At 26.0% G+C, this 23436-nt stretch carries 20 protein-coding genes; 19 read left to right on the top strand and 1 reads right to left on the bottom strand.

The window, feature by feature from the left end; translation table 11 throughout:
• The first annotated feature begins 3 nt into the window (after positions 1 to 3).
• The 3 genes from OMES3154_RS05600 (at position 4) to spoVG (ending at position 1319) form a co-directional block, all read left to right on the top strand.
• A complete protein-coding gene (locus tag OMES3154_RS05600; protein WP_156683805.1) occupies positions 4 to 228 on the top strand; it encodes a hypothetical protein in 225 nt (74 codons plus the stop codon).
• A gap of 48 nt (positions 229 to 276) precedes the next feature.
• Positions 277 to 432 carry a hypothetical protein gene (locus tag OMES3154_RS05595; RefSeq protein WP_156683804.1) on the top strand — a complete coding sequence of 52 codons (156 nt, stop codon included), beginning with the start codon at positions 277 to 279 and terminating at the stop codon, positions 430 to 432.
• Between the two features lie 605 nt (positions 433 to 1037).
• Entirely contained in the window at positions 1038 to 1319 is a 282-nt protein-coding gene (spoVG, locus tag OMES3154_RS05590; protein WP_156683803.1) for a septation regulator SpoVG, read from the top strand.
• Between the two features lie 22 nt (positions 1320 to 1341).
• Here the strand turns inward: spoVG and OMES3154_RS05585 are convergent, their stop codons facing one another.
• A complete protein-coding gene (locus OMES3154_RS05585) occupies positions 1342 to 1908 on the bottom strand; it encodes an NADPH-dependent FMN reductase (protein WP_156683802.1) in 567 nt (188 codons plus the stop codon).
• 181 nt (positions 1909 to 2089) lie between these two features.
• Here OMES3154_RS05585 and OMES3154_RS06460 point away from each other — a divergent pair, with 181 nt between their 5' ends.
• The 16 genes from OMES3154_RS06460 (at position 2090) to grpE (ending at position 23433) form a co-directional block, all read left to right on the top strand.
• A complete protein-coding gene (locus OMES3154_RS06460) occupies positions 2090 to 2239 on the top strand; it encodes a hypothetical protein (RefSeq protein WP_197271514.1) in 150 nt (49 codons plus the stop codon).
• 9 nt (positions 2240 to 2248) lie between these two features.
• On the top strand, positions 2249 to 3700 hold the full coding sequence (gene pepD / locus OMES3154_RS05580) for a beta-Ala-His dipeptidase (protein ID WP_156683801.1): 1452 nt from the start codon (positions 2249 to 2251) through the stop codon (positions 3698 to 3700).
• 87 nt (positions 3701 to 3787) lie between these two features.
• Positions 3788 to 5104: an ATP-binding protein gene (locus OMES3154_RS05575; protein WP_197271513.1), complete on the top strand. Its 1317-nt coding sequence runs from the start codon at positions 3788 to 3790 to the stop codon at positions 5102 to 5104.
• A 50-nt stretch (positions 5105 to 5154) separates the two neighbouring features.
• A complete protein-coding gene (pepD, locus tag OMES3154_RS05570; RefSeq protein ID WP_156683800.1) occupies positions 5155 to 6624 on the top strand; it encodes a beta-Ala-His dipeptidase in 1470 nt (489 codons plus the stop codon).
• Positions 6617 to 7690, top strand: a complete 1074-nt coding sequence (gene rnmV, locus OMES3154_RS05565) for a ribonuclease M5 (RefSeq protein WP_156683799.1) — start codon at positions 6617 to 6619, stop codon at positions 7688 to 7690. The genes pepD (OMES3154_RS05570) and rnmV overlap by 8 nt, the downstream gene beginning before the upstream one ends.
• 2 nt (positions 7691 to 7692) lie before the next feature.
• Positions 7693 to 8994, top strand: a complete 1302-nt coding sequence (locus OMES3154_RS05560) for a hypothetical protein (protein WP_156683798.1) — start codon at positions 7693 to 7695, stop codon at positions 8992 to 8994.
• Positions 8995 to 9002: 8 nt separating this feature from the next.
• A complete protein-coding gene (locus OMES3154_RS05555; protein ID WP_156683797.1) occupies positions 9003 to 10064 on the top strand; it encodes a hypothetical protein in 1062 nt (353 codons plus the stop codon).
• Between the two features lie 2 nt (positions 10065 to 10066).
• Positions 10067 to 12700, top strand: a complete 2634-nt coding sequence (locus OMES3154_RS05550; protein WP_156683796.1) for a valine--tRNA ligase — start codon at positions 10067 to 10069, stop codon at positions 12698 to 12700.
• 98 nt (positions 12701 to 12798) lie between these two features.
• Complete coding sequence (gene uvrA, locus OMES3154_RS05545; protein WP_156683795.1) at positions 12799 to 15633, top strand: excinuclease ABC subunit UvrA; 2835 nt, start codon at positions 12799 to 12801, stop codon at positions 15631 to 15633.
• A 1-nt stretch (position 15634) separates the two neighbouring features.
• Positions 15635 to 16720, top strand: a complete 1086-nt coding sequence (gene ytvI / locus OMES3154_RS05540; RefSeq protein WP_156683794.1) for a sporulation integral membrane protein YtvI — start codon at positions 15635 to 15637, stop codon at positions 16718 to 16720.
• 4 nt (positions 16721 to 16724) lie between these two features.
• Entirely contained in the window at positions 16725 to 17669 is a 945-nt protein-coding gene (mltG, locus tag OMES3154_RS05535; protein ID WP_156683793.1) for an endolytic transglycosylase MltG, read from the top strand.
• 163 nt (positions 17670 to 17832) lie between these two features.
• A complete protein-coding gene (locus tag OMES3154_RS05530; RefSeq protein WP_156683792.1) occupies positions 17833 to 18639 on the top strand; it encodes a SpoIID/LytB domain-containing protein in 807 nt (268 codons plus the stop codon).
• Entirely contained in the window at positions 18640 to 19794 is a 1155-nt protein-coding gene (gene tilS, locus OMES3154_RS05525; protein ID WP_156683791.1) for a tRNA lysidine(34) synthetase TilS, read from the top strand.
• A complete protein-coding gene (gene ftsH, locus OMES3154_RS05520) occupies positions 19784 to 21781 on the top strand; it encodes an ATP-dependent zinc metalloprotease FtsH (RefSeq protein ID WP_231679274.1) in 1998 nt (665 codons plus the stop codon). The genes tilS and ftsH overlap by 11 nt, the downstream gene beginning before the upstream one ends.
• Positions 21782 to 21901: 120 nt before the next feature.
• Positions 21902 to 22897, top strand: a complete 996-nt coding sequence (gene hrcA, locus OMES3154_RS05515) for a heat-inducible transcriptional repressor HrcA (protein ID WP_156683789.1) — start codon at positions 21902 to 21904, stop codon at positions 22895 to 22897.
• Between the two features lie 8 nt (positions 22898 to 22905).
• A complete protein-coding gene (gene grpE, locus OMES3154_RS05510) occupies positions 22906 to 23433 on the top strand; it encodes a nucleotide exchange factor GrpE (RefSeq protein ID WP_156683788.1) in 528 nt (175 codons plus the stop codon).
• The last annotated feature ends 3 nt before the right edge of the window (positions 23434 to 23436 follow it).

The following is a 23436-nucleotide window of genomic DNA, read 5'->3' as shown; positions in this document are numbered from 1 at the left end:
ATAATGAGGAAACATCCATGTGAATTGCTAACTAAAAGCCCAAATGTCTGCAATGGATGTCCTAGATATATAAATAATCATTGCTACTATCACTATGTAATATACAATGTAGAACAAGCAGATAATAGTTATCTTAAGTTAAAATCAGAAAGTAATTCTAAAATTAAAAATGAAGTAGTACAAATAGAGTTAAAAAAAGATATACAAAAACTGTTAAATTTAGGATAACCTATCTCACACATACATATATCATTAAAAGAAATATATAAAGATGACATGGTATCTATTCAAACAATATATGACTGGATAAGTAAAGGTATTGTTAAATATACTAAAAAGAAAATAAAGACTAGAGCAACTAATTTAAGTAAAGATAAAATAGAATATAAGAAAAGATTAGAGTTTTTAAGGCAAGAACTTAAATATAGTTGAAATGGATTTAGTATGTGGACCTTTAGGGAGTAATGGATATTTATTCCAAGAATCCAGTTTTTAACACCATATGAAATAATAAGGGTATTATATGATATTGAAAATAAGATAGGGTATTATATGTTTAAAAAGCTATTTGGAGTAATAGGGGATCTGAGTTTTTAAAATTTAATGAAATAGAAATTAGCAAGAAAACTCTTAAAAATAGAACGAAAATATTTTACTGCGATGCAGGAACACCAACACAAAAACCATTTATAGAGAATATTCATAGATTATTAAGAAAAGTATATAAAAAAGGTGTAAGTTTAGCTTAAAGAAAAAAGCATACAATAATAAAACCCCTAATGAGATGTTTATTGAAACTTATAGTGAAACTTTACTATCAAAACTATCATTAAGGGCATATAATTGTGATGAAGTTGTTTTATTACCATTAAATACAACCTCTAAATAATTATAAACCAAATAATAAAAAATAACAATTAGAAAATCCCAAAGTGTTGCATATCAAACTTTAAAGTACAAATTTTCACAATTAAATTTGCTTTTTTTAGATAATGGGGTACACTATATTAACATAACTATAGAAAAGGGGAACACTGATGGTAATTACTGATACTAGAATTAAACTAATTAGTCAAAAAGAGGGAGATTTTAAATTAAGAGCTTATGTGGATATAACATTTGATGAATGTTTTGTTATTCATGGATTGAAAATAATAGAAGGGCAAAATGGATTATTCATTGCAATGCCTTCAAAAAGAATAGCTAACAATGAATTTAAAGACATTGTACACCCAATAAAACCAGAATTTAGAGAAGAAATAACTAAACATATTTTAGAAAAATATGAAGCTGAAAAAAGTAATGTAGTAGAAGAATAAAAAAAAAGCCATCTGGCTTTTTTTATTGTTTATTTACTAATTCAACAAATCTATTTACATAATCTTGTAAGAATGCTTTTGTTCCTTCGTTATTTATTTCTTCACTATCTCCATCAAATAAAGAGTGAGAGTTTCCAATAAATGCTTCAGGTTGTCCAACATATTGAGGATTGAAGTATGATAATGCTAATTGTAATGATTTATTTGCACTAAATCCACCTAATTTACCTATTGAATGACTTACAATTCCTACTGGTTTACCTTTGAATGCAACATCATTATTTGGTTTAGAACAAATATCTATTGCATTTTTAATTGATGCAGGAACTAATCTGTTGTTTTCAGCAGTTACGAAGAAAACAGCATCAGAACTCTTAATTTCATTTCTAAATGAAGTATATATAGCTGGTAAAACTTTTTCAGTTTCATTTGGATCATCATAATCACAGTCATATAGAGGTAAATCTCTAATTTCAACTATATTAACATCATAGTTTTCAGGGAACATTTTTAATATATTTTTTGCTATTTTACGAGCAACTGACTTATTTCTTAAGCTTCCTACTATTACGCTTACTTTCTTTTTCATAATATCACTTCTTTCTTTTTGTTATAACCCATTATACCACTTTAAACTAAAATATATCAATCAAAATGTATCTAATTCGAGATAAAATGTATTTAATTTTTAAAATAGACTAACTTTGTTTTAAATAGTGGACTAAAAAGAGTATTTGTTGTAAAATAATATAAAGAAAAAAAGGAGTTTTATGGAATTTTATAAATCATTAGTAATAAAAATATTAGATAGAAGTCTTGTTGGAAGTGATTCACATTTACTGAAAAAATTAAAGAAAAATATAGATTTAACACAAGACGAGAGAAGAGAATTAGAAGAATTATTAGAAAATATATTATAGGAGTGTAACATGGATACAAGTAGAGTTTTTCACCATTTTTATGAAATATCAAAAATACCAAGAGGATCTGGTAATGAAAAAGGAATAAGTAATTATTTAGTAAATTTTGCAAAAGTGCATGGATTAGAAGTAATACAAGATGAGTACTACAATGTTTTAATAAGAAAAAAAGCAACTAAAGGATATGAAAAGTATAAAAGTATATGCTTACAAGGTCATATGGATATGGTATGTGAAAAAGACGAAAATAAGGTTTTTGATTTTAAAAAAGACCCTATTGAAATTATCATACAAGACGGGTATTTAACTGCAAATGGTACTACACTAGGAGCTGATAATGGAATATCAGTTGCAATTTGTATGGCTATTTTAGAAAGTGATAAAATAAAGCATCCAGATCTTGAAATACTGCTTACTACAGATGAAGAAGTAGGAATGGTAGGAGCAAAAGGATTTGATATAACTAACTTAGAATCAAATATACTAGTAAATATTGATAGTGAAGAATATGGTTGTATTTATGTAAGTAGTGCAGGATCTAGCATGGTTAAAAGTAGTAAAACTTTCAATGCACAAAAAATAGAAAAAGATGTATATGAAGTTAAAATTGATGGACTATTTGGAGGGCACAGTGGTGTAGATATTCATCTAAATACAGCTAATGCAAGTATGCTTTTAGCAGAATTAATGTTGAAATTAGCAAATGTAGCAGAAGTAAATATACTTGATTTTAATGGTGGTACAAAAGATAATACAATACCAAGAAGTGCAAAAATAGTATTTAGCACAGATATGGAGTATAAGGAATTAGAAAAATTACTAAATGTATTTTTAGATAGTTTAAGATATAGATATATAAAGGCAGAAAAAAATATATTAATGAGTATTTCTAAACTAAAAGATATAGAATATACATTAATGTTAAATAAAGAAGATAGTAAAAATCTTTTAAACTATTTAATGAATATGCCTAATGGAGTTTTAAAAATGAGTGATAACTCTAAAGACTTGGTAGAAAGCTCATCTAATATGGGTATAGTTTATACAGAAGAAATTAACGGTAAAAAGCTAATTAATACACATAATGCAATAAGAAGTTTAAAAATAGAGTATCAGGACTACGTAGCAGAATGTATAAAAGAATATGCCAAATCATTTGGGTTTGATGCAATTGTTAAAAAATCATATAATCCTTGGGAATATAAGGAAAAATCAGAAATAAGGGATTACTTCTCTCAAATATTTGAAAATCAAGTAGGATATAAGCCAAGAATATTAAAAATGCATGCAGGACTTGAAACAGGACTATTTGCAGAAAAAAATGATAAGTTAGATATAATATCAATAGGGCCAGATATTAAAAATCCACATACACCAAGTGAAAAAATGAGTATAGAAGCAGTTGAACAAACTTATGTTTATTTAGTAAGTGCATTAGAAAACTATAATATAGTTAAGTAAGTGTTAGGCGCGGTAGGCGAAAATGAAAAACACGGAATGAAAATGGTGAAAAACACGGAATAGAAAAATAAAGTCAATAAAATCAATATGTTTAGACTAGTGTTTAAAGAAAGTAGAGGTGATAGTATTAAAAAACCGGTTGGATATAGAAAAAGGCTTGTTGAGAAGCAACTAGATGAATATATAGAGTCATTTGGTGCAGTGAGTATTGAAGGTCCAAAGTTTTGTGGAAAAACATGGACAGGGCTTAGTAGATCTAATAGTGTTATTTTTATGGGAGATCCAAAGAATAATTTTCAAAATAGAACATTAGCCAAAATAGACCCTAGTTTTGTTTTAGAGGGAGAAAGACCACATTTAATAGATGAATGGCAAGAAGTACCAGAACTTTGGGATGCTGTTCGTTTTGAAGTTGATAAAAATCAAGGCAAGGGAAAGTTTATTCTAACGGTGTCATCTACTCCTAATCATAAAGGAATTATGCACAGTGGAACAGGTCGTATTGGTAAGATAAGAATGAGTACTATGTCTTTATTTGAAATTGGGGATTCTTCTGGACATGTATCTTTAAATGAGCTATTTTCAGGTAAATTTAAACCTTGTTTAACTGGTGAAGTTAAGCTTGATGATTTAATTTCATTTGTTGTTAGAGGCGGCTGGCCTGATGATGCTAATCTAAATAAAAAAATGTGGGGTAATACAGCTAGAGAATATCTAAAAACAGTAGTTGATGATGATATGTTTGCTGTGGATGGTGTAAAAAGGGATGTGAAAAAAGTATGGGCCTTATTACATTCATTAGGAAGAAACGAGAGCACTATTGTCAGTAATACCACTTTAAGAAAAGATATAGAAAATATAGATGACGAATTAATAGATCCTAGCACAATTAGTGATTATTTGAATATTTTCAATAGGCTTTTTATTCTAGACGATCAACCATCTTTTAATACAAAATTAAGATTAACTAGAAGAATTTTAAAATCACCAAAAAGACATTTTGTAGATCCATCATTAGCAGTTGCAGCACTAGGAGCTACTAAAGAAATGTTATTTAATGATTTAAATACATTTGGCTTTTTATTTGAATCACTTTGTTCTCATGACTTAAAAATATACGCAAACTATAATAATGCTAACCTATTTCACTATAGGGATGAAAAAGGAAACGAAATAGACGCTATTATAGAACTTCCAGATGGTAGATTTGGAGCATTTGAAATTAAACTAGGGACTGATAAGATAGATAAAGCAGCAAGTGATTTAATTAAGTTTAGTTCAATTATGGAAAAAGAAGGAAAAAAAGCACCTGCAATTTTATGTGTTATTTGTGGTTTAACAAGTGCAGCATATTTAAGAGATGATGGTGTATATGTAATTCCAATAACAGCATTAAGAGAATAAAAATACAAAAATTAGTAGATAAATTTAAGGGAATATAAGGGGGAAATATTATGAATTTAGAAAACTATTATCCAGAAAGAGTCTTTCATTATTTTACTGAAATATCAAAAATACCAAGATGTTCAGGAAATGAAAAAGCAATTAGTGATTACTTAGTAGATTTTGCTAAAAAGCACAATCTATTTGTATATCAAGATGAAAGCAATAATATATTAATAAGAAAAAAAGCAAGTGAAGGATATGAAAAATATGAGTCAATTTGCTTACAAGGTCATATGGACATGGTTTGTGACAAGAATAAAGATGTAGAGTTTGATTTTTGTAATAGTCCAATTAATATATATGTAGAAGATGGATATATTAAAGCACGTGGTACTACATTAGGAGCTGATAATGGTATATCAGTTGCAATATGTTTATCAATTTTAGAAAGTGATACAATAAAACATCCAGCATTAGAAATACTTTTAACAACAGATGAAGAAGTATCAATGTCTGGTGCTGAAAACTTTGATGTTAACAAATTAGAATCTAAAATATTAGTAAATATAGATAGCGAAGAATACGGAAGCATTTATGTAAGTAGCGCTGGTTGTAGTGCTGTTTCTAGTTCGTATGTTATAACTTCTAATAAATCAGATATATCAAATATATATGAAGTAGAATTAACTGGTTTATTAGGAGGACATAGTGGTGCTGATATACATGAAAATACAGCAAATGCTAATAATTTCTTAGCTAACCTTTTATTTAAATTATCATATATGAAAGAACTAAAATTAATTAGTATAAACGGAGGTAGCAAAAACAACACTATACCTCGTGAAGCAAGTGCTAAATTTGTATCAGAAGCTAGTTTTTCTGAAATTAAAAAGGCCTTAGACTTATTTAAAGATAGCATTGCATTTAGATATGTTGAAAGTGAAAAATTAGAAAATATTAAATTAGAAGTTAGAGAAATTAAAAATGAAAATTATTCATATTTATCTACAAAAGATACAAAAGATTTATTAGCATATATAGTAAATCATCCAACAGGAGTTATTAGAAAATCAAATGAAATAGAAGGACTTATACAAACTTCAACAAATTTAGGAATACTTGAAACTCGTGAACTAGAAGACAAAAAAGAATTCTATTTTAACAGTTTAGTAAGAAGTTCTAAAACTGAAGAACAAAGATATGTTGTAGATTACTTATTAGACTATGCAAAAAATAATAAGGCTAAAGGTGAAATATTAGATTTTGCTGCTCCTTGGGAATACAAAGAAGAATCTAAAGTAAGAGAATACTTTAAAAAAGTTTTCTTTGAACAAAATGGATATGAACCTAGAATACTAGCAATACATGCTGGTCTAGAATGTGGAATATTCGCAGAAAAGAACGCAGATTTAGATATTATCTCAATAGGGCCTGATATTAAAAATCCACATACACCAGATGAAAAAATGAGTTTAGAAGCAGTAAAAAATACATGGGAATATTTAATTAAAATATTAGAAGGATACAAAATTGATTAATTTAGATGGAATTTTAGTTGTTGAAGGTAAAGATGATATGGTAGCTCTAAACCGTGTAGTAAAAGCAAATATTTTTGTATTGCACGGTATGACTGGGGCTAATAACAAGAAAATAGATTATTTAAAAAAATTAAGTCAAAATACTAAGATATATTTATTAACAGATCCTGATGCAGCTGGAGTGAAAATTAGAAATAAGATAAATAGTAAAATAGAAAATGTAATAAATCTATATGCTAGTAGAAAAAAAGCAACAAGAAATAATAATGTTGGAATTGAAAATATGAGTGATTCTGATCTTATTGAAATTTTTAAAAATATTAGAGAAAATAAAGAGAAAAATGATATAAAAGATGTATTTAGCTTAAAAGATTTAATAGATAATAATTTAGTTTCCTCACCTGACTCTAAATTAAGAAGAGAAATACTAGGAGATAAGCTAAATATATCTTACTCAAATGCAAAGACACTACTAAAAAAATTAAATGCGATAAATATTACAAAAAATGATTTTAATAAAGCCTTAGAATATGTAGAAAAGTATTTAGATGTAAAGGAAAAAAATGCTTGTATTTTTGGTAAATTTTATCCAGTACACAAAGGACACGTAAACTTTATTAAAAATGCGAGTAAATATTGCAAAAATCTATATGTTTTTGTTTGTTCTGAAACTACTAGAGATGAAAAGCTTTTTATGGAATCTAGTTTAAGAAAAAAAATGAGTATAAAAGATAGAATAAATTGTGTTAAAGAAGAGCTAAGAGGGTATAAGAATATCTTTGTTTATGAAATAAATGAAGATGGTATAAAGCCATATCCAAATGGTTGGTTTGATTGGGCTAAAAGAGTCAATATGTACCTAGATAAGTATGATATAAAAGTAGATTATGTATTTACAAATGAGATAGCTGATATTAAAAACTATAAAACATATCTTAATTTAGAGGCTAAAAGCTTTGATTTAGATAGATTAGAGTTTAATATATCTGCAACTAAGATAAGAAATGAATTTGATAAATATATAGATTTCGTACCAGAAAGTGTTAAAAGATTTCAAAAAGGATAAAAATGGAATATAAGTTGAGTATAGAGCTAAAAAAGAATATTAATTTAAATGATAATAATATTATGCTCTTATTAAATAATTTAGAAGATGAATTTAATATTGAAAATAGAGATTTTATATTTTTTAAAACACAAAATATAAATGAATATAACGAAAATAAGTTAAATGCAAGTATATCATACAGTATAACATCTGCTGACAGAAGTATAGAAAATAAGATACATAAGTATCTATATGAAAATATATATATATCAAAGTATAAGTTAGAGTTAGTTGATGTAGAAGAAAAAACTAAAAATAATATAAATATAAAGCCTATACAAATTGATAATTTATTAGATGATGTAGATAAGATATTTTATTTAAGAAAAAGTTTAGAAACATATGATAGATATCTACCTGATAAAATAAAAGAAAAGTATAAAAAAGATATTAAAAAGCTAAGAGAGATTAAATATAGATTAAAAGCATCGGTTGTAAATCTTAGATTATTTGAGCTTGAATTAGAATTTAATAAAATGAAGACTAGATTTAGTGATTATGCTAGAAATTTAGGAATAGATTTTGATTTTAAATTTAATGTAACTAATATAAAATTAGATAAATTAATTTTCTATAAACTAAAACCTGCCATAAAAGATTTAGTTTACACATTAATAGAATTAGAAACAGAAAAAAGAAAAAAAGAATTGGTATATAATAAGCTTGACTTTAGTATATCATTTACACAAGATTTTAATAAATTAGTAATGGATATACACTCTAATCACTTATCTGATAATAAGATATATAAAACAATATTTAATAATGAGTTTGAAATTTTATCAGATGATGAAGAAATAAGAGAACAAGAATTAGCTATACTTAATGTATATAGTCTATTAAAGGATTTAGGTGAAGTTAAATTTACTGATGATAATAGCTTAGAGTTTACTACGACACTAAATTTTTTAACATTAAATTCTCTAATTATACAGGTAGATTTAGGGTATTATGCAATAGATACAAATTATGTTGTTGATTACAAAGACTTTAATAAGGAGAATATAGTAAGTATAAATAACATTAGTTACTATAAATTTAATGAATCACATCTTCCAATAATAAAAGCATCAAATGAGATAAAAAAAGCATTAGTATTAAAAATAGAAAATCATTCATATGTTTTTCTAGTAAAAGATATACTGCATCAAGAAGAAATTTTTGTGAAATCTCTTGAAACAAAATCGAATGAATATTTAGGTTATGCTATTTTAAAAGATAGTAAAAAAGCCTTATTAATAAATTTAAAATCATATATCTAGGAGTTGGTATGGAAAAAAAACAAAATAAGATACTTTTACGTGATAAAAAAATCTTACACAAGTTAGTAGATTTTCTACTTAAAATAGTAGATCCAGTTAAAAGTGACTTTAATCCCTTTATATCTATGATAAATAGAATAGAAACAGATACCTTCTATTTATCAATGCTTAAATATATAGATACGCTAAGTTTACTAAAAAAAATATTTTTAATAATAGAAAGAGATAAAAGCGAATATTTTGAATATAAGTATGATGTGTTTAATGTAATATCAAAGTTAGAGGAAATATATAACTTAATTTCTGAAAATAAGGATACAAAAAAACAGGAAAAAGAATTAAAAATTCTAGAGGAAAATTTATCTGAAATAATATATGAAAAAAATAAAGATAAAAAGTATTTCTATATTAAAGTTGAATTAGATAAAACAGTTCCTTACTACTATCTATCAAGAAAAATAATATTATTAAACTTATTAAAATATGGCTCTACATATAATTATACACCAAGATCATTAGATGATGATGTTTACTCGTATTTAATATTAGACTACAAGCTAGACTCTGATGTTGATATAGATAACTTATTTAAAGAAATGAAAAAAATAGATAAGGCTATATTAAACTATAGTATATATAAAATAGATTCTAGAAAAAATCTATACAATCTTAATTTCTATATTAGAAAAGATATAAATAATTATTCTTGTCTTTTAATAGATAAATTTAAATTTTTAGATAGAATACATTATGAAAACTATTATGATACTTATGTAGAAGCAAAAAACCAAAGATATTTATTAGAATCACTATTTTTAGTAGATAATTTTGAAATAAATTTAATAGCTATAAAAAAAATTAGTGAAATGGAAGTTAAAATATATTTACCTAATGGTTTAAATGAAAATAATATAGTAGATATAAAGAATAGTCTGAAAAATATACTAATAGATAAGAATATAAGTGAAATAATATATACTAATGTACTTGATTTTAAAGGGCTTCAAATGTTAGAATATTTAAATAAAAGGTACAACATAGAATATACATATATAAGTGGAAAGGAATAAGAATGGAAAAATATAATGGATCATATATACCAAGTAATGTAGAAAAAGATCTATATTCATTTTGGGAAGAAAATAAATATTTTGTAGCAGATAATGAAGATACAAGACCAAGTTACACTATAGTATTACCTCCACCTAATGTTACAGGTATACTACATATAGGACACGCATTAAATATTTCAATACAAGATTCTATTATTAGACATAGAAGAATGAGTGGATATAATACACTTTGGATACCAGGGACTGATCATGCAGGAATTGCAACTCAAAATAAGGTTGAAAGAATGCTACAAGATGAAGGTACAAGTAAAGAAGAAATAGGAATGGAAGAATTTCTAAAAAGAACTTGGCAGTGGAAAGAAAAATACGGGAATATTATAACAAAGCAATTTAGAAAAATAGGAGCATCGCTTGACTGGACACGTGAAAAATTCACTATGGATAGTGATATAAACGAAGCAGTAAATGAAGTATTTGTAAGACTATATAATGATGATTTAATATATAGAGGAGAATACATTGTAAACTGGTGTCCAAAGGACAAAACAGCTCTAGCTGATGATGAAATAGATCATATAGAAAGTGATAGTTTCATTTGGCATATTAAATATCCTATAAAAGATTCAAATGAGTATTTAATAATAGCAACAACAAGACCAGAAACAATGTTAGGAGATAGTGCTGTTGCAGTTAATGGAGAAGATCCTAGATACACACACTTAAAAGGTAAAAAAGTAATATTACCTTTAGTAAATAGAGAAATCCCTATAATAGAAGATAGTTATGTAGATATGGAATTTGGAACAGGGGCAGTAAAAATGACTCCATCACATGATCCAAATGACTTTGAAGTAGGTAAAAGACATAATCTAGAATTTATTAATATTTTTACAGAAGATGCTAAAATAAATGAATTAGGTAATGAATATGAAGGTCTAGATAGATTTGTAGCTCGTAAGAAAATAGTTGAAGACTTAGATAATCTAGGATTACTTGAAAAAGTAGAAGCTCATAAAAATTCAGTAGGACATTGCTATAGATGTGGTAGTGTTATAGAATCAAGAGTTTCAAAACAATGGTTTGTAAGAATGGAACCACTTGCTAAAAAGGCTATAAAAGTTGTTGAAGACGGACAAATTGAATTAAGTCCAAAAAGAATGGAAAAAATATACTTTAACTGGTTAAATAATATTCGTGATTGGTGTATATCTCGTCAAATATGGTGGGGACATAGAATACCAGCTTTTTATGATGAAAATGATAATCTTTATGTAGCAAGAAACCTAGAAGAAGCTCAAAAATTAGCAGGAGAGGATAAAAAATTAAGACAAGATAATGATGTATTAGATACATGGTTCTCATCTAGTTTATGGCCATTTACAACATTAGGTTGGCCAGAAGAAACTCTTGATTTAAAAACATTCTTCCCAACAACTAGTTTAATAACTGGAGCAGATATAGTATTTTTCTGGGTAGCTCGTATGATAATGATGAGCCTATATGTTAAAGATGAAATACCATTTAAAAAGGTATACTTTAACGGTATAGTAAGAGATGAAATTGGAAGAAAAATGAGTAAGTCTTTAGGAAACTCACCAGATCCATTAGACTTAATTGCAAATAAAGGAGCAGATTCATTAAGATTTAGTTTACTATTTAATACAAGTCCAGGACTTGATATTAGATTTAGTGAAAGCTTAGTAGATATGGGTTCTAATTTTATGAATAAAATATGGAATGCATCTAAGTTCTGTTTATCTAATTTAAGTGATTTTGACTATAACACACAAATAGATGAAAACAACTTAAAACTTGAAGATAAATGGATATTAAGTAGATTAAATAGAATGTCTAAAGAAATTGATGAAAATATGAATTCATATGAGATAAACGATGCTATTAAAAAAGCATTTGAATTTTTCAAAGGTGATTTTTGTGACTGGTATTTAGAAATAGCTAAAACTAGAATATATAACAGTACTGATTTAGAAGACAAAAAAGTAGCACAATATGTACTTCGTCATACACTTGATAACTCATTAAGATTATTACATCCATTTATACCATATATTACAGAATATATATGGCAAGATGTTAAAGTATCAGGTGATACATTAATGTTACAAGAATTTCCAAAAGGTGATATGAAATATATTGATGACGAAATAGAATCTAAGTTTAGTTTCTTACAAGAAATAATATCATCAGTTAGAAATATTAGAGCAGAAGCAAATGTAAGCCCAGCTAAAAAGATACATTTAATATTTAAAACAAATAGTGATGTAGAAAAAAATATCCTATTAGAAAATCCAAAAATATTGGATAAGTTATCTAATATAGAAAAAATTGAAACAGATGTAACTGTTCCAGAATTAGTTGGATTTAGAGTTGTTTTAAATACTGAAATATATGTACCTTTAATGGATTTAATTGATAAAAAAGCAGAAATAGAAAAAATTGAAAATGAAATAAATAAAACTAATAAAGAGTTACAAAGAGTAGTATCTAAATTATCTAATGAAAAATTCATGGAAAAAGCACCTAGTGATGTAATAGAAAAAGAAAGAAGAATCGAAAAAGAATTAAATGATAAGTTAGATAAGCTTAGACAAAATCTAAAGAAATTTAATTAATGTGAAAAAAGCCATAATTATCCTAAAATTAGGGTAAGAGTGGCTTTTTTATGTACACAAATTATTTGATATGATATAATAACTTAGGAAGGTGTGTTATGCAAGAATATATAAAAATTAGAGGTGCTAGAGAAAATAATCTAAAAAATATTTCTCTGGATATACCTAAAAATAAGATGGTAGTAATAACTGGAGTATCGGGTAGTGGGAAATCTAGCCTTGCTTTTGATACCATTTATTCTGAAGGACAAAGAAGATATGTAGAAAGTCTAAGTGCTTATGCAAGACAGTTCATATCTCAAGTAAAAAAACCTGAAGTAGATAGTATAGAAGGCCTATCGCCTGCAATATCTATTGAACAAAAAAGTGTATCAAAAAATCCAAGATCAACAGTAGCTACAATGACAGAAATATATGACTATATGAGACTATTATGGGCGAATATTGGTATAGTTCATTGTCCTATTTGTAAATCAAAGGTACAAAAAACTTCATTAAGTGAAATAAAAGAAGAAATAATAAAAAAGACCAATGAAAAAGATAAATTAATAATAATGGCAAGAATTGCAAAAGATAAAAAAGGTGCATTTAAAAATGTATTTGCTAACTTGAAAAAACAAGGATACCAAAGAGTGTTAGTTGATTCGCTAGTTTTAGATTTAGATGAAGAAATTGAATTAGATAAAAATAAAAGACATGATATATATGCAATAATAGATAGAATATTAGTAAAAAAAGATGATGAAGAACAAGAATCAAGAATAGCGGATTCTATAGAAATAGCATCAAAATTAACTGATGGAGGAGTAGCTATACAAATAAATAAAGAAATATCAGAATACTCAGAAAGATATATTTGTGTAAATCATGAAGATATAGTATTTCCTGAAGTAGTTCCTAGGCTATTTTCATTTAATGCCCCATTTGGAGCATGTAGTTTGTGTAATGGTTTAGGTAGTAGTCTAGAAGTAGATCCCAAAAAACTAATTCTAGATGAGAATAAAAAAATATCAGATGGTGGAGTATATATTAGCGGAGGAACTTCTAAAAATTCTTGGACTTATCATTTGTTTTTATCTTTTTTAAAAGCTAATAATATAGATAAAGATAAAACATATAATGAATTAAATGAGAAAGAAAGAGAAACTCTATTATACGGTAATTCTAATAAGTTTAATTTTAATATAAATACAAAAGAGTATAAATATAATGGGAAAAAAACTTTTGAGGGTATTTATGGATTAGCTAAAAAAAGATATATGTCAAAAGATGTATTTAGTGAAACATTACTAGAGGAATTAGAAAATAAGTATATGACAGAAATCATATGTTCTAGTTGTAATGGAGATAGATTAAATGAGATAGTTTTAAATATTACAATAAATGATAAAAATATAATAGATGTAACAAAAGAAAATATAAAAAAAGCATATGAGTTTTTTGATAATTTAAAACTAAGTGAAAAAGAAATATACATATCAAAAGAAATATTAAAAGAAATAAAAGAAAGAATTTCATTTATGATAAATGTAGGTCTTGATTACTTAAGTTTATCAAGAGCTACTAAAACATTATCAGGTGGAGAATCACAAAGAATAAGATTAGCAACACAAATAGGAAGTAAGCTAACAGGTGTTATTTATGTACTAGATGAGCCAAGTATTGGTCTTCATCAAAGAGATAATGATAGACTATTAGCTACTTTAAAAGAATTAAAAGAAATAGGAAACACTTTAATTGTAGTAGAACATGATGAAGATACTATGAAAGAATCAGACTATTTAATAGATATAGGACCAAATGCAGGTATTTATGGTGGAAATATAGTTGCAATGGGAACACCTAAAGAGCTTATGGGAAACCCTAAATCTTTAACTGGTAAATATTTAAGTGGGATTGAGAAAATACAAGTACCTAAAAAAAGAAGAAAATCAAATGACTATTTAGAAATTAAATCATGTAGTGGAAATAATTTAAAAAATGTTAATTTAAAAATCCCTAAAAAAGTATTTACTTGTATAAGTGGAGTATCTGGAAGTGGGAAATCAACTTTAATAAATTCTACACTTTATCCAGCACTAATGGAGAAAGTATATAAAAGCAAAATGTATCCACTAGAGTATAAAAGTATAAGTAATTATGAAGATATTAAAAAAATCATAGATATAGATCAAAGTCCAATAGGAAGAACACCAAGATCAAATACAGCAACATATACTGGAGTTTTTGATGATATTAGAGATCTATTTTCTGAAACTAAAGATGCAAAAATGAAAGGGTACAAAAAAGGTAGATTTTCATTTAATATTAAAGGTGGAAGATGTGAAACATGTAGTGGAGCTGGTATTATTAAAATAGAAATGAATTTCTTGCCAGATGTTTATGTGAAATGTGATGTTTGTAATGGAAAAAGATATAATAAAGAAACACTGGAAGTTAAATATAAAGGGTATGATATATCTGATGTTTTAAATATGTCAGTTTTAGAAGCATATAATTTCTTTGAAAAAATACCTAGTATAAATAGAAAATTAAAAACACTAATAGATGTTGGTATGGACTATATAAGTTTAGGTCAAAGCTCAACTAGTTTATCAGGAGGAGAAGCACAAAGAATAAAGCTAGCATCAGAATTAAGTAGAATAAGTAGTGGAGATAGTATATACATATTAGATGAACCAACAACAGGACTTCATTTTGAGGATGTAAAAAAATTACTAAGTGTTTTAAATTCTTTAGTCGATAAAGGGAATACTGTAATAGTTATAGAACATAACTTAGATGTAATAAAATCAGCAGACTATATTGTAGATATGGGGCCTGAAGGTGGAGACAATGGTGGACAAATTATAGCATATGGTACACCTGAAAAAATCTGTGAAAATGAGCTATCATATACAGGAAAATATTTAAAAAAAATGTTAGGAGAATAAAGTGGGAGAATTTAATATAAAAAAGTTTAATGGTATATTTTATGTAGTATCTGTTTTAATATTACTATTTTTAGTTTTTAAAATAAGTATCTATTTATTACCTTTTGTTTTTTCACTAGCAATAGTTGCTATGGTAAATCCAATAATTAAATTTATAAAAAATAAGTTAAAAATTGACAATAATGTTGTAAAAATATTAGTGCTACTAATTTTTTATCTAACTATAGGAGCCCTTATAGTTTGGGCAATAGTCAGTATCATTATTGAAGGATACAAGTTTAGTTTATATATTTTAGATAACCAAAACATAGTTTTAAGTGAAGTAAAGAAATTTTTGGCTAGTATAAATTCAGAATATATACCAAAATCAATGGGAGAATACATAACTAGCTTGCTTGAAAGAATAGTTAGCTTTGTAAGTAAGTATGTGCTAAATACAATAAGTATAATACTTTCTATTATAAAAAGAGTTCCAAATATACTTATATTTATAATCATAATGATAATTTCATCCTTTATAATAATAAGTGATGAAAACGAAATAGAAGAATTTTTAAAAAAACAAGTACCATCATCTTGGTTAAAAAAATATAAAGAAATAAAAGAAGGGGTTTTAAATGTATTAGTTGTATATATTAAAGCACAAATAAAACTTATTTTACTTTGCTTTGTAGAACTTTTTATAGGTTTTTCTATAATAAACCTAATAACTCATGATATAGAATACATACTACTATATGCTTTTGTGATTTGTATTGTGGATGCACTTCCGTTAGTAGGTGCAGTAGCGGTAATGGTACCTTGGAGTATAATTAGCTTTATAAACTCTAACTATTTATTTGGGACATTGATATTAGTGCTATCTTTTATGATATGGGCAACAAGACAAATATTAGAACCTAAGTTAATTAGTGGAGGAGCTAAGATGCACCCTTTAGTTGCTTTAATAGCTATATATTTAGGAATGAGATTTTTTGGACTAATAGGAGTCTTAATAGGACCTATTATACTATCTATTTTAAAAATAGTGTTTTATGAAGAAATAAAATACGGATTTGTTAAGTTTTTAGTTGGAGATAATAGTTAGTAAGATGAAATTAATAATTAAATTGTTTAAATATACTATAATACTATGTTTTGTATTTTTTATTAGTGGAATATATAATATTACTATAAAAAAACAGAATGTAAAAGGTAAAAAAGTATTTGTATCAAAAAATGAGAGTATAAGTAGTATATACAAAGAATTAAGCTTAAACTATGGTATAGAAGATAAATTTTACTTTTATGTAACAAAAGAAGATAGGTATATAAAATCTGGAAATGTTGAATTTTTTAGTAATATGAGTAAACAAGAAATATTAAAAAGTTTAAAAAATCCAAAATTTAATAATATAAGCTTAACAATTCCCGAGGGATTTACTTCAGAGAAAGTAATAGAAAGAATAGATAGTTTGGGACTGGCTAACAAAAAAGATATGTTAAAAGCTATGAGCGGATATGATTTTTATTATCCACATAATGAAATATTCGAAGGATATCTATACCCAGACACTTACTATTTTTCAAGCGATGAGAGCGCATATGAAATACTTGATAAAATTTTAAAAGAATTTTTAGAAAAATATCCTCCATCAAAATATGATAAAAATAAATTTTATGATATAATAAAAATAGCGTCAATTATTGAAAAAGAAATAGATAATGATAAAGAAAAAAAATATATATCAAGTGTTTTTCATAATAGGTTAAATAAAAATATGATGCTACAATCAGATGCAACATTAGGATATATATTAGATGAAAAAGTTTCTAAAAAAGAATTATTAGAAAATACTTCTTTATACAATACATATAAATATAAGGGATTGCCCCCAAGTCCAATATCAAATCCATCAAGTGAGAGTATAGAGGCTAGTATTAATCCTATTAAAACAAATTATTTATATTTTTTCACATATAATAAAAAAACATATTATTCTAAGACGCATAAAGAACATTTAAAAAAACGTAAAGAAAGTGGTCATATTAAATGAAAATGAGAAAAGTATTAGCTTTTATAGCATTATTATTTTCTTTTGTTGTGTTTTCTGAATAGAAGATACGAGCACAAGAAATTTAATAGTAAAAGAGAGTATAAATTTAGAGAGCATTATTTTTAAATTAAAAAAAGAAGTTGATGATCCTGAAATACATGGGATGAGTATAAAAGTAAAGTTAAGTTACGATAATCCAGTAATAAAAAAAGTTAATGGAGTATATTATGTAAATAATAATCCTTATAGAGGTAAAGTATATAGATTGGAAAATAAAGATGTAATAAATGAAGTTGGATTAGAAGATTATCTATACTCAGTAGTGTCTGCAGAAATGCCTGTATATTTTGGATTAGAAGCACTAAAAGCACAAAGTTTAGCTGCAAGAACTTATGCAATAAATACTATAAAAAACAACAAAAATGTTGGTTTTGATATATTTGATTCTGATTTATCACAAGTTTATCGTGGTATGAGAAATGAAAAAAAACAGGTTATAAAAGCAGTTGATTTAACTAAAGATGAAGTGATTACTTATCAAAATGTACCGATTTTAGCACTTTATCATTCAAGTTCTGGTGATAGAACCAAATCAGCGCTAGAAGTTTTTAATAAAGAAGTACCGTATCTACAAAGTGTAACTGATTATAGTAATTCTAAAAAATGGGAATACAAGATAAAGTTAAAGGATTTAGAGAAAAAGTTTAAAATGTCATATTCTAGAATACCATATCTAAATAAAAATGTTATAAGAAGAACTTTAACTAATAAAAATGTTCCTAGTAATAATTTCAAAATGAAGCAGATAGGAAATTATGTATATATTAGAGGAAAAGGTAATGGACATAATGTTGGTATGAGTCAATGGGGAGCTAAATATTTAGCTAATGAAAAAAATTATGACTATAAAAAAATAATAAAATACTATTATAAAGGTGTTAAAATAAATAAACTGGGAGATTTAAAGTAAATGAGTAAAATTTTAATTGCTTTTTCTTGTGGTCCGGATTCAGTATATTTATACCATAAATTAAAAAAAGAAGGACATGATTTAGGTATTTGCTATGTTAATCATAATGTGAGATTAGATGTAGATAAAGATATAGAATTTGTTCTAAACTTTTCTAAAAAAGAAAATCTTTTTTATAAAATAGAAGATATTAAGCTAGATAACTTTTCTGAGGATAAAGCTAGAGAGTTAAGGTATAATATACTAGAAAAAGTAAGGCTAGAAAATGGTTTTGAATATATAGCAACAGGTCATAATAAAAATGATAATGTAGAAACTATAATATTTAGAATGATAAGGGGAACATCACTAGAAGGTTTAAAAGGGATTCCTAAAAAAAGAGGGAATATAATAAGGCCAATATTAGATGATAAAAAAGAGGATATATTAAAATATTTAGAAGAAAACAATATTGAATATAGAATTGATTACACAAATCATGAAAATAAGTATAGTAGAAATAAGATAAGAAATTTAATTTTTCCAATAATGAAGGATATAAATGAAAATTTTTTAGATAATATTGATAGGCTTATTGAAAATCTAAATTCAGATGAATTTTTAAAAAAAGAAAAGATTTCAAAAAGATTAAAAGAGTTTGATGTTGATATTAGTTCAAACAAAATAGATGAAATATTAAGTATAGAAAATAAAAATGGGAAAATAATAAATCTTAATAATAAGTATGTTTGGTATAGTTCATATAATTTTTTTGATATTTTAGACAGAAAAGAAATTGAAAAAAAAGAATTCGAAAAAACTATTCTATTAAATGAAAAAATTAGTATAAATGGATATAGTATAGCTTTATTAGAATATAATAAAATTTACAGCTATCTTGAAAAAAAAGAATATAATATATATAATATAAAAGACATAGATAAACTTATAATAAGAAGTAGAAAAAATGCCGATTATTTAGATAATAAAAAGCTAAAAGATATACTAATAAAGCTAAAAGTAGATAGTATTAAAAAAAATAAGATCCCTATAATAGATTCTAATATAGGAATTTTAGCTGTGGGAGATCTTAAATATTCTAAAAAAATTACGAGAGATATAAAAAAGAACTCAAATTATCTTGTCATAAAAAAGGAGGATAAGAGTGGAGAATAACGAAAACGAAAAAGAAAAGTTAGAAGAACAAAAAGAAGAAAATAAAGAAGAAAAGTTAGAAGAAAAAAAAGAAGAAAAAAAAGATATAGAAGATGAAGAAGAAGAGGCTTTTAGAAAAAAAGTTGAAGAATTAAAAAGAAGAAATGGTGGTAAAAAACCTAATATATCAAGTCTAACATTTTTCTTAGCTATATTTTTAATAGTATTATCTGCATACTATTTCTTTGGAAATAGAATAAGCAACAATTCTGTAAAAGAGGTTACTTATACTAATTTTATCGAAAAACTAAAACAAGGTGATATTTCTGAAGTATATGAAAAAGAAGATAACATATATGGAAAAGCAATAGATGCTAAATTAGAGTATGAAACTAAAAAGATTACTAATAGAATAGGTGATGATACAACTATTATGAAAGTAATTCAAGATAAAAATGTTGAATTAAAAGCAGTTAATAGTTACGCAAGCTCTATAATAGTACAGATAATTTTAAATATATTACCTATGATAATATTAATTGCTTTATTTATGTTTATAAGCAGAAGAATTATGGGTGGAGGTCAAGGTGGAGTAAATCCGTTTACAATGGGTAAAGCAAAAGCAAGACTTAAAGAAAAACCAAATGTAAATTTTAAAGATATAGCAGGACTGGATGAAGAGAAAAAAGAATTAGAAGAAGTAGTAGACTTTTTAAAAGATCCAACTAAATTTTCTAAAGCAGGTGCTAGAGTTCCAAAAGGGGTTATGTTAGTAGGTGAACCTGGTACGGGTAAAACACTATTAGCAAAAGCAGTTGCAGGTGAAAGTGGAGCAAGTTTTTTCAATATATCTGGATCAGAATTTGTTGAAATGTATGTAGGGGTTGGAGCTTCTCGTGTAAGAGATTTATTTGATGAAGCTAAAAAATCTAAACCAGCAATTATTTTTATAGATGAAATAGATGCTATTGGTAGAAAAAGAGGAGAAGGTAGATCTGGAGGTAATGAGGAAAGAGAACAAACTCTAAACCAATTACTAGTTGAAATGGACGGATTTGATACTGATACTCAAATAATAGTAATAGCTGCAACAAATAGAGAAGATGTATTAGATAAAGCACTTTTAAGATCGGGAAGATTTGATAGAAAAATAACTGTATCAGCGCCAGATTTAAAAGCAAGAGAAGAAATACTTAAAGTACATGCTAAAGGTAAAAAATTAAGTCAAGATGTCAAATTAGAAGATATAGCTAAAATAACACCTGGTTATGTTGGAGCAGATTTAGCAAATATTTTAAATGAAGCTGCGATATTAGCTGTAAGAGAAAATAGAGAAGAAATAACTATGAAAGATCTTGATGAAGCAGTAGATAAAATAGGAATGGGTATAGGTAGAAGAGGTAAAAAGATAAGTGAATATGATTTAAAACTAACAGCTTATCATGAAGGTGGACATGCACTAATGGCTTCACTACTACCAAATGCTGATAAAGTTCATAAACTAACTATAATACCTCGTGGTAATGCAGGTGGATATATGATGCCTCTACCAAAAGATGAGATGTATGTTTCAAAAAATAAGATATTAGAAGAAATAATGGTAAGCTTTGGTGGTAGAGTTGCAGAGGAATTAGTAATGGGAGATATTAGTACTGGAGCTAGTTCAGATATAGAAAATGCCACAAGAAGAGCAGAAGCTTATGTCAGATATTATGGTATGAGTAGCTTAGGGCCTATAAACATGGTAGATAGCCAAGAATCATATAAAAATATTATAAGTTCAGAAACAAATCGTGAGATTGATTTAGAAGTTCGTAAAATATTAAAAGAAAGATATGAAATGACAGTAGAACTAATGAAACAAAACTTAGAAGCACTTGATAGAATAGCAAGTCTAGTTAGAGCAAAAGAAACAATAACAGGGCAAGAAGTAAGAGCATTAGTTGCTGGTAAATCAGTTGATGAAGTAATGAATATGACAACAGAAGAATTAGAAGAATATTATTAGAAAACAAGAGAATTTACTAGATTTAGTAGATTCTTTTTTTAATCTCTTGACAAAGTAAAAATAAAGTAGTATTATACTATTAGCAATAGACGATAAAGAGTGCTAACAAGAGGTGTGAATATGAATGATAGAGAAAAACAAATATTATACACAATAATTGCACACTATATTAAAACGGGTGAAAGTGTAGGCTCTAGAACAATAGAGAAAAAATACGATGTTGGAGTATCTTCAGCTACTATTAGAAATACAATGGCAGACTTAGAAGATAAGGGACTTATAGAAAAAGTTCATACATCATCTGGTAGAGTTCCTACAAAAGATGGGTATAAAAAATATATCGATGACATAATGCCGTATATTTCATGTGATGAGTATAGTGACTGCTTTGATTCCTTTGAAGGACTTAAAAGTAAACAATTAAGTAGTATAATAAAAGCAATTACTGAATTAGTAGCAAAATCTTCTAATAGTACAGTAATTACTTTAGAACCATCTTTAGAAAAAAATAGATTAAAAAAAGTAGAGATGGTATATGTAAATGAAAATAGAGTCTTTATAGTAGCTATAACAGAATCTGGAGTTGTAAGAACTGCAAATTTAATTTTAAAAAATTATACGACAGAGTATACAATAAAGAAATTAAGTGAGTATATAAACAACATAATAAAAGAAAATGGATATAGTCTAGTAGAGTTAAAGCAAGTTCTATTAAATATAGGGAGTTTAGATGAAGGATTTGAAAGTGATAATACAACTAAGTTACATATTGCAAATGAAACATCATTGTTATTACATTTAGAAAATTTAGAATCAAGTCTTAAGTTTATAGAAGATAAAGAGAATTTTAAAAATATTTTAAAATCAATAATAGAAAACGATAAATTTTCTACATATGAAGTAAATGTGTTATTTGGTGCAGATTTAGGAATAAAGGAATTAGAAAATTTAAGTTTAATATTCACAAAGTTTGAATATGAAAATGAACTTGGAGCTATTTGTATAGTAGGTTCAACTAGAATGGACTATAAAGAAAATATAGCAAAATTACAATATGTAAACGAAATACTAATAAAATCTCTATCATATATGCAGGGCATAAAGTTATTAGGTTAGGAGTGTAAATGGAAGAAAATATAAGTGAGCAAGTGGAAGAAATAATAAATGATGAAAATAAGGTTGAAAAAGAAGAAAGCCTTGAAGATAAAATAGAAAAACTAGAAGCTGAAATTAATGAGTGGAAGAAAGAATATGCAATTAAATTAGCAGATTTTGAAAACTACAAAAAAAGAAAAGATAAAGAGTTTAGTGAGTATAAAAAATATGCTTGCGAATCTTTAATAGTGAAGCAAGTTGAGAGCATAGATGTTTTATCAATGGCAACTCAGTCTGCTAGATCAAATCATGATATGGATGCACTTTTAGAAGGTCTTGAAATGTTAAAAAATGGTATGATCACATACTTAAAAGAAGAAGGACTAGAAGAAATTATTGCGGAAAATGAAAAATATGATCCATATTCTCATCAAGCAGTAAGTACTGTATCAAATGAAGACATGGAAAATGATGTAATAGTATCAGTATTACAAAAAGGATATAAATTAAAAGGTAAAGTAATAAGACCAGCAATGGTTGTAATAAATAAAAAATAATAG

It is taken from the genome of Oceanivirga miroungae (genome assembly GCF_902505095.1).
GTDB lineage: Bacteria > Fusobacteriota > Fusobacteriia > Fusobacteriales > Leptotrichiaceae > Oceanivirga > Oceanivirga miroungae.
This window is presented reverse-complemented; position numbering and strand designations above follow the sequence as displayed.

Excerpts from the sequence above, each read along its gene's own strand:
- OMES3154_RS05600 (WP_156683805.1), top strand. The coding sequence starts at position 4 with ATGAGGAAACATCCATGTGAATTGCTAACTAAAAGCCCAAATGTCTGC.
- OMES3154_RS05595 (WP_156683804.1), top strand. The coding sequence starts at position 277 with ATGGTATCTATTCAAACAATATATGACTGGATAAGTAAAGGTATTGTT.
- spoVG (WP_156683803.1), top strand. The coding sequence starts at position 1,038 with ATGGTAATTACTGATACTAGAATTAAACTAATTAGTCAAAAAGAGGGA.
- OMES3154_RS05585 (WP_156683802.1), bottom strand. The coding sequence starts at position 1,908 with ATGAAAAAGAAAGTAAGCGTAATAGTAGGAAGCTTAAGAAATAAGTCA.
- OMES3154_RS06460 (WP_197271514.1), top strand. The coding sequence starts at position 2,090 with ATGGAATTTTATAAATCATTAGTAATAAAAATATTAGATAGAAGTCTT.
- pepD (WP_156683801.1), top strand. The coding sequence starts at position 2,249 with ATGGATACAAGTAGAGTTTTTCACCATTTTTATGAAATATCAAAAATA.
- OMES3154_RS05575 (WP_197271513.1), top strand. The coding sequence starts at position 3,788 with ATGTTTAGACTAGTGTTTAAAGAAAGTAGAGGTGATAGTATTAAAAAA.
- pepD (WP_156683800.1), top strand. The coding sequence starts at position 5,155 with ATGAATTTAGAAAACTATTATCCAGAAAGAGTCTTTCATTATTTTACT.
- OMES3154_RS05560 (WP_156683798.1), top strand. The coding sequence starts at position 7,693 with ATGGAATATAAGTTGAGTATAGAGCTAAAAAAGAATATTAATTTAAAT.
- OMES3154_RS05555 (WP_156683797.1), top strand. The coding sequence starts at position 9,003 with ATGGAAAAAAAACAAAATAAGATACTTTTACGTGATAAAAAAATCTTA.
- OMES3154_RS05550 (WP_156683796.1), top strand. The coding sequence starts at position 10,067 with ATGGAAAAATATAATGGATCATATATACCAAGTAATGTAGAAAAAGAT.
- uvrA (WP_156683795.1), top strand. The coding sequence starts at position 12,799 with ATGCAAGAATATATAAAAATTAGAGGTGCTAGAGAAAATAATCTAAAA.
- mltG (WP_156683793.1), top strand. The coding sequence starts at position 16,725 with ATGAAATTAATAATTAAATTGTTTAAATATACTATAATACTATGTTTT.
- OMES3154_RS05530 (WP_156683792.1), top strand. The coding sequence starts at position 17,833 with ATGAGTATAAAAGTAAAGTTAAGTTACGATAATCCAGTAATAAAAAAA.
- tilS (WP_156683791.1), top strand. The coding sequence starts at position 18,640 with ATGAGTAAAATTTTAATTGCTTTTTCTTGTGGTCCGGATTCAGTATAT.
- hrcA (WP_156683789.1), top strand. The coding sequence starts at position 21,902 with ATGAATGATAGAGAAAAACAAATATTATACACAATAATTGCACACTAT.
- grpE (WP_156683788.1), top strand. The coding sequence starts at position 22,906 with ATGGAAGAAAATATAAGTGAGCAAGTGGAAGAAATAATAAATGATGAA.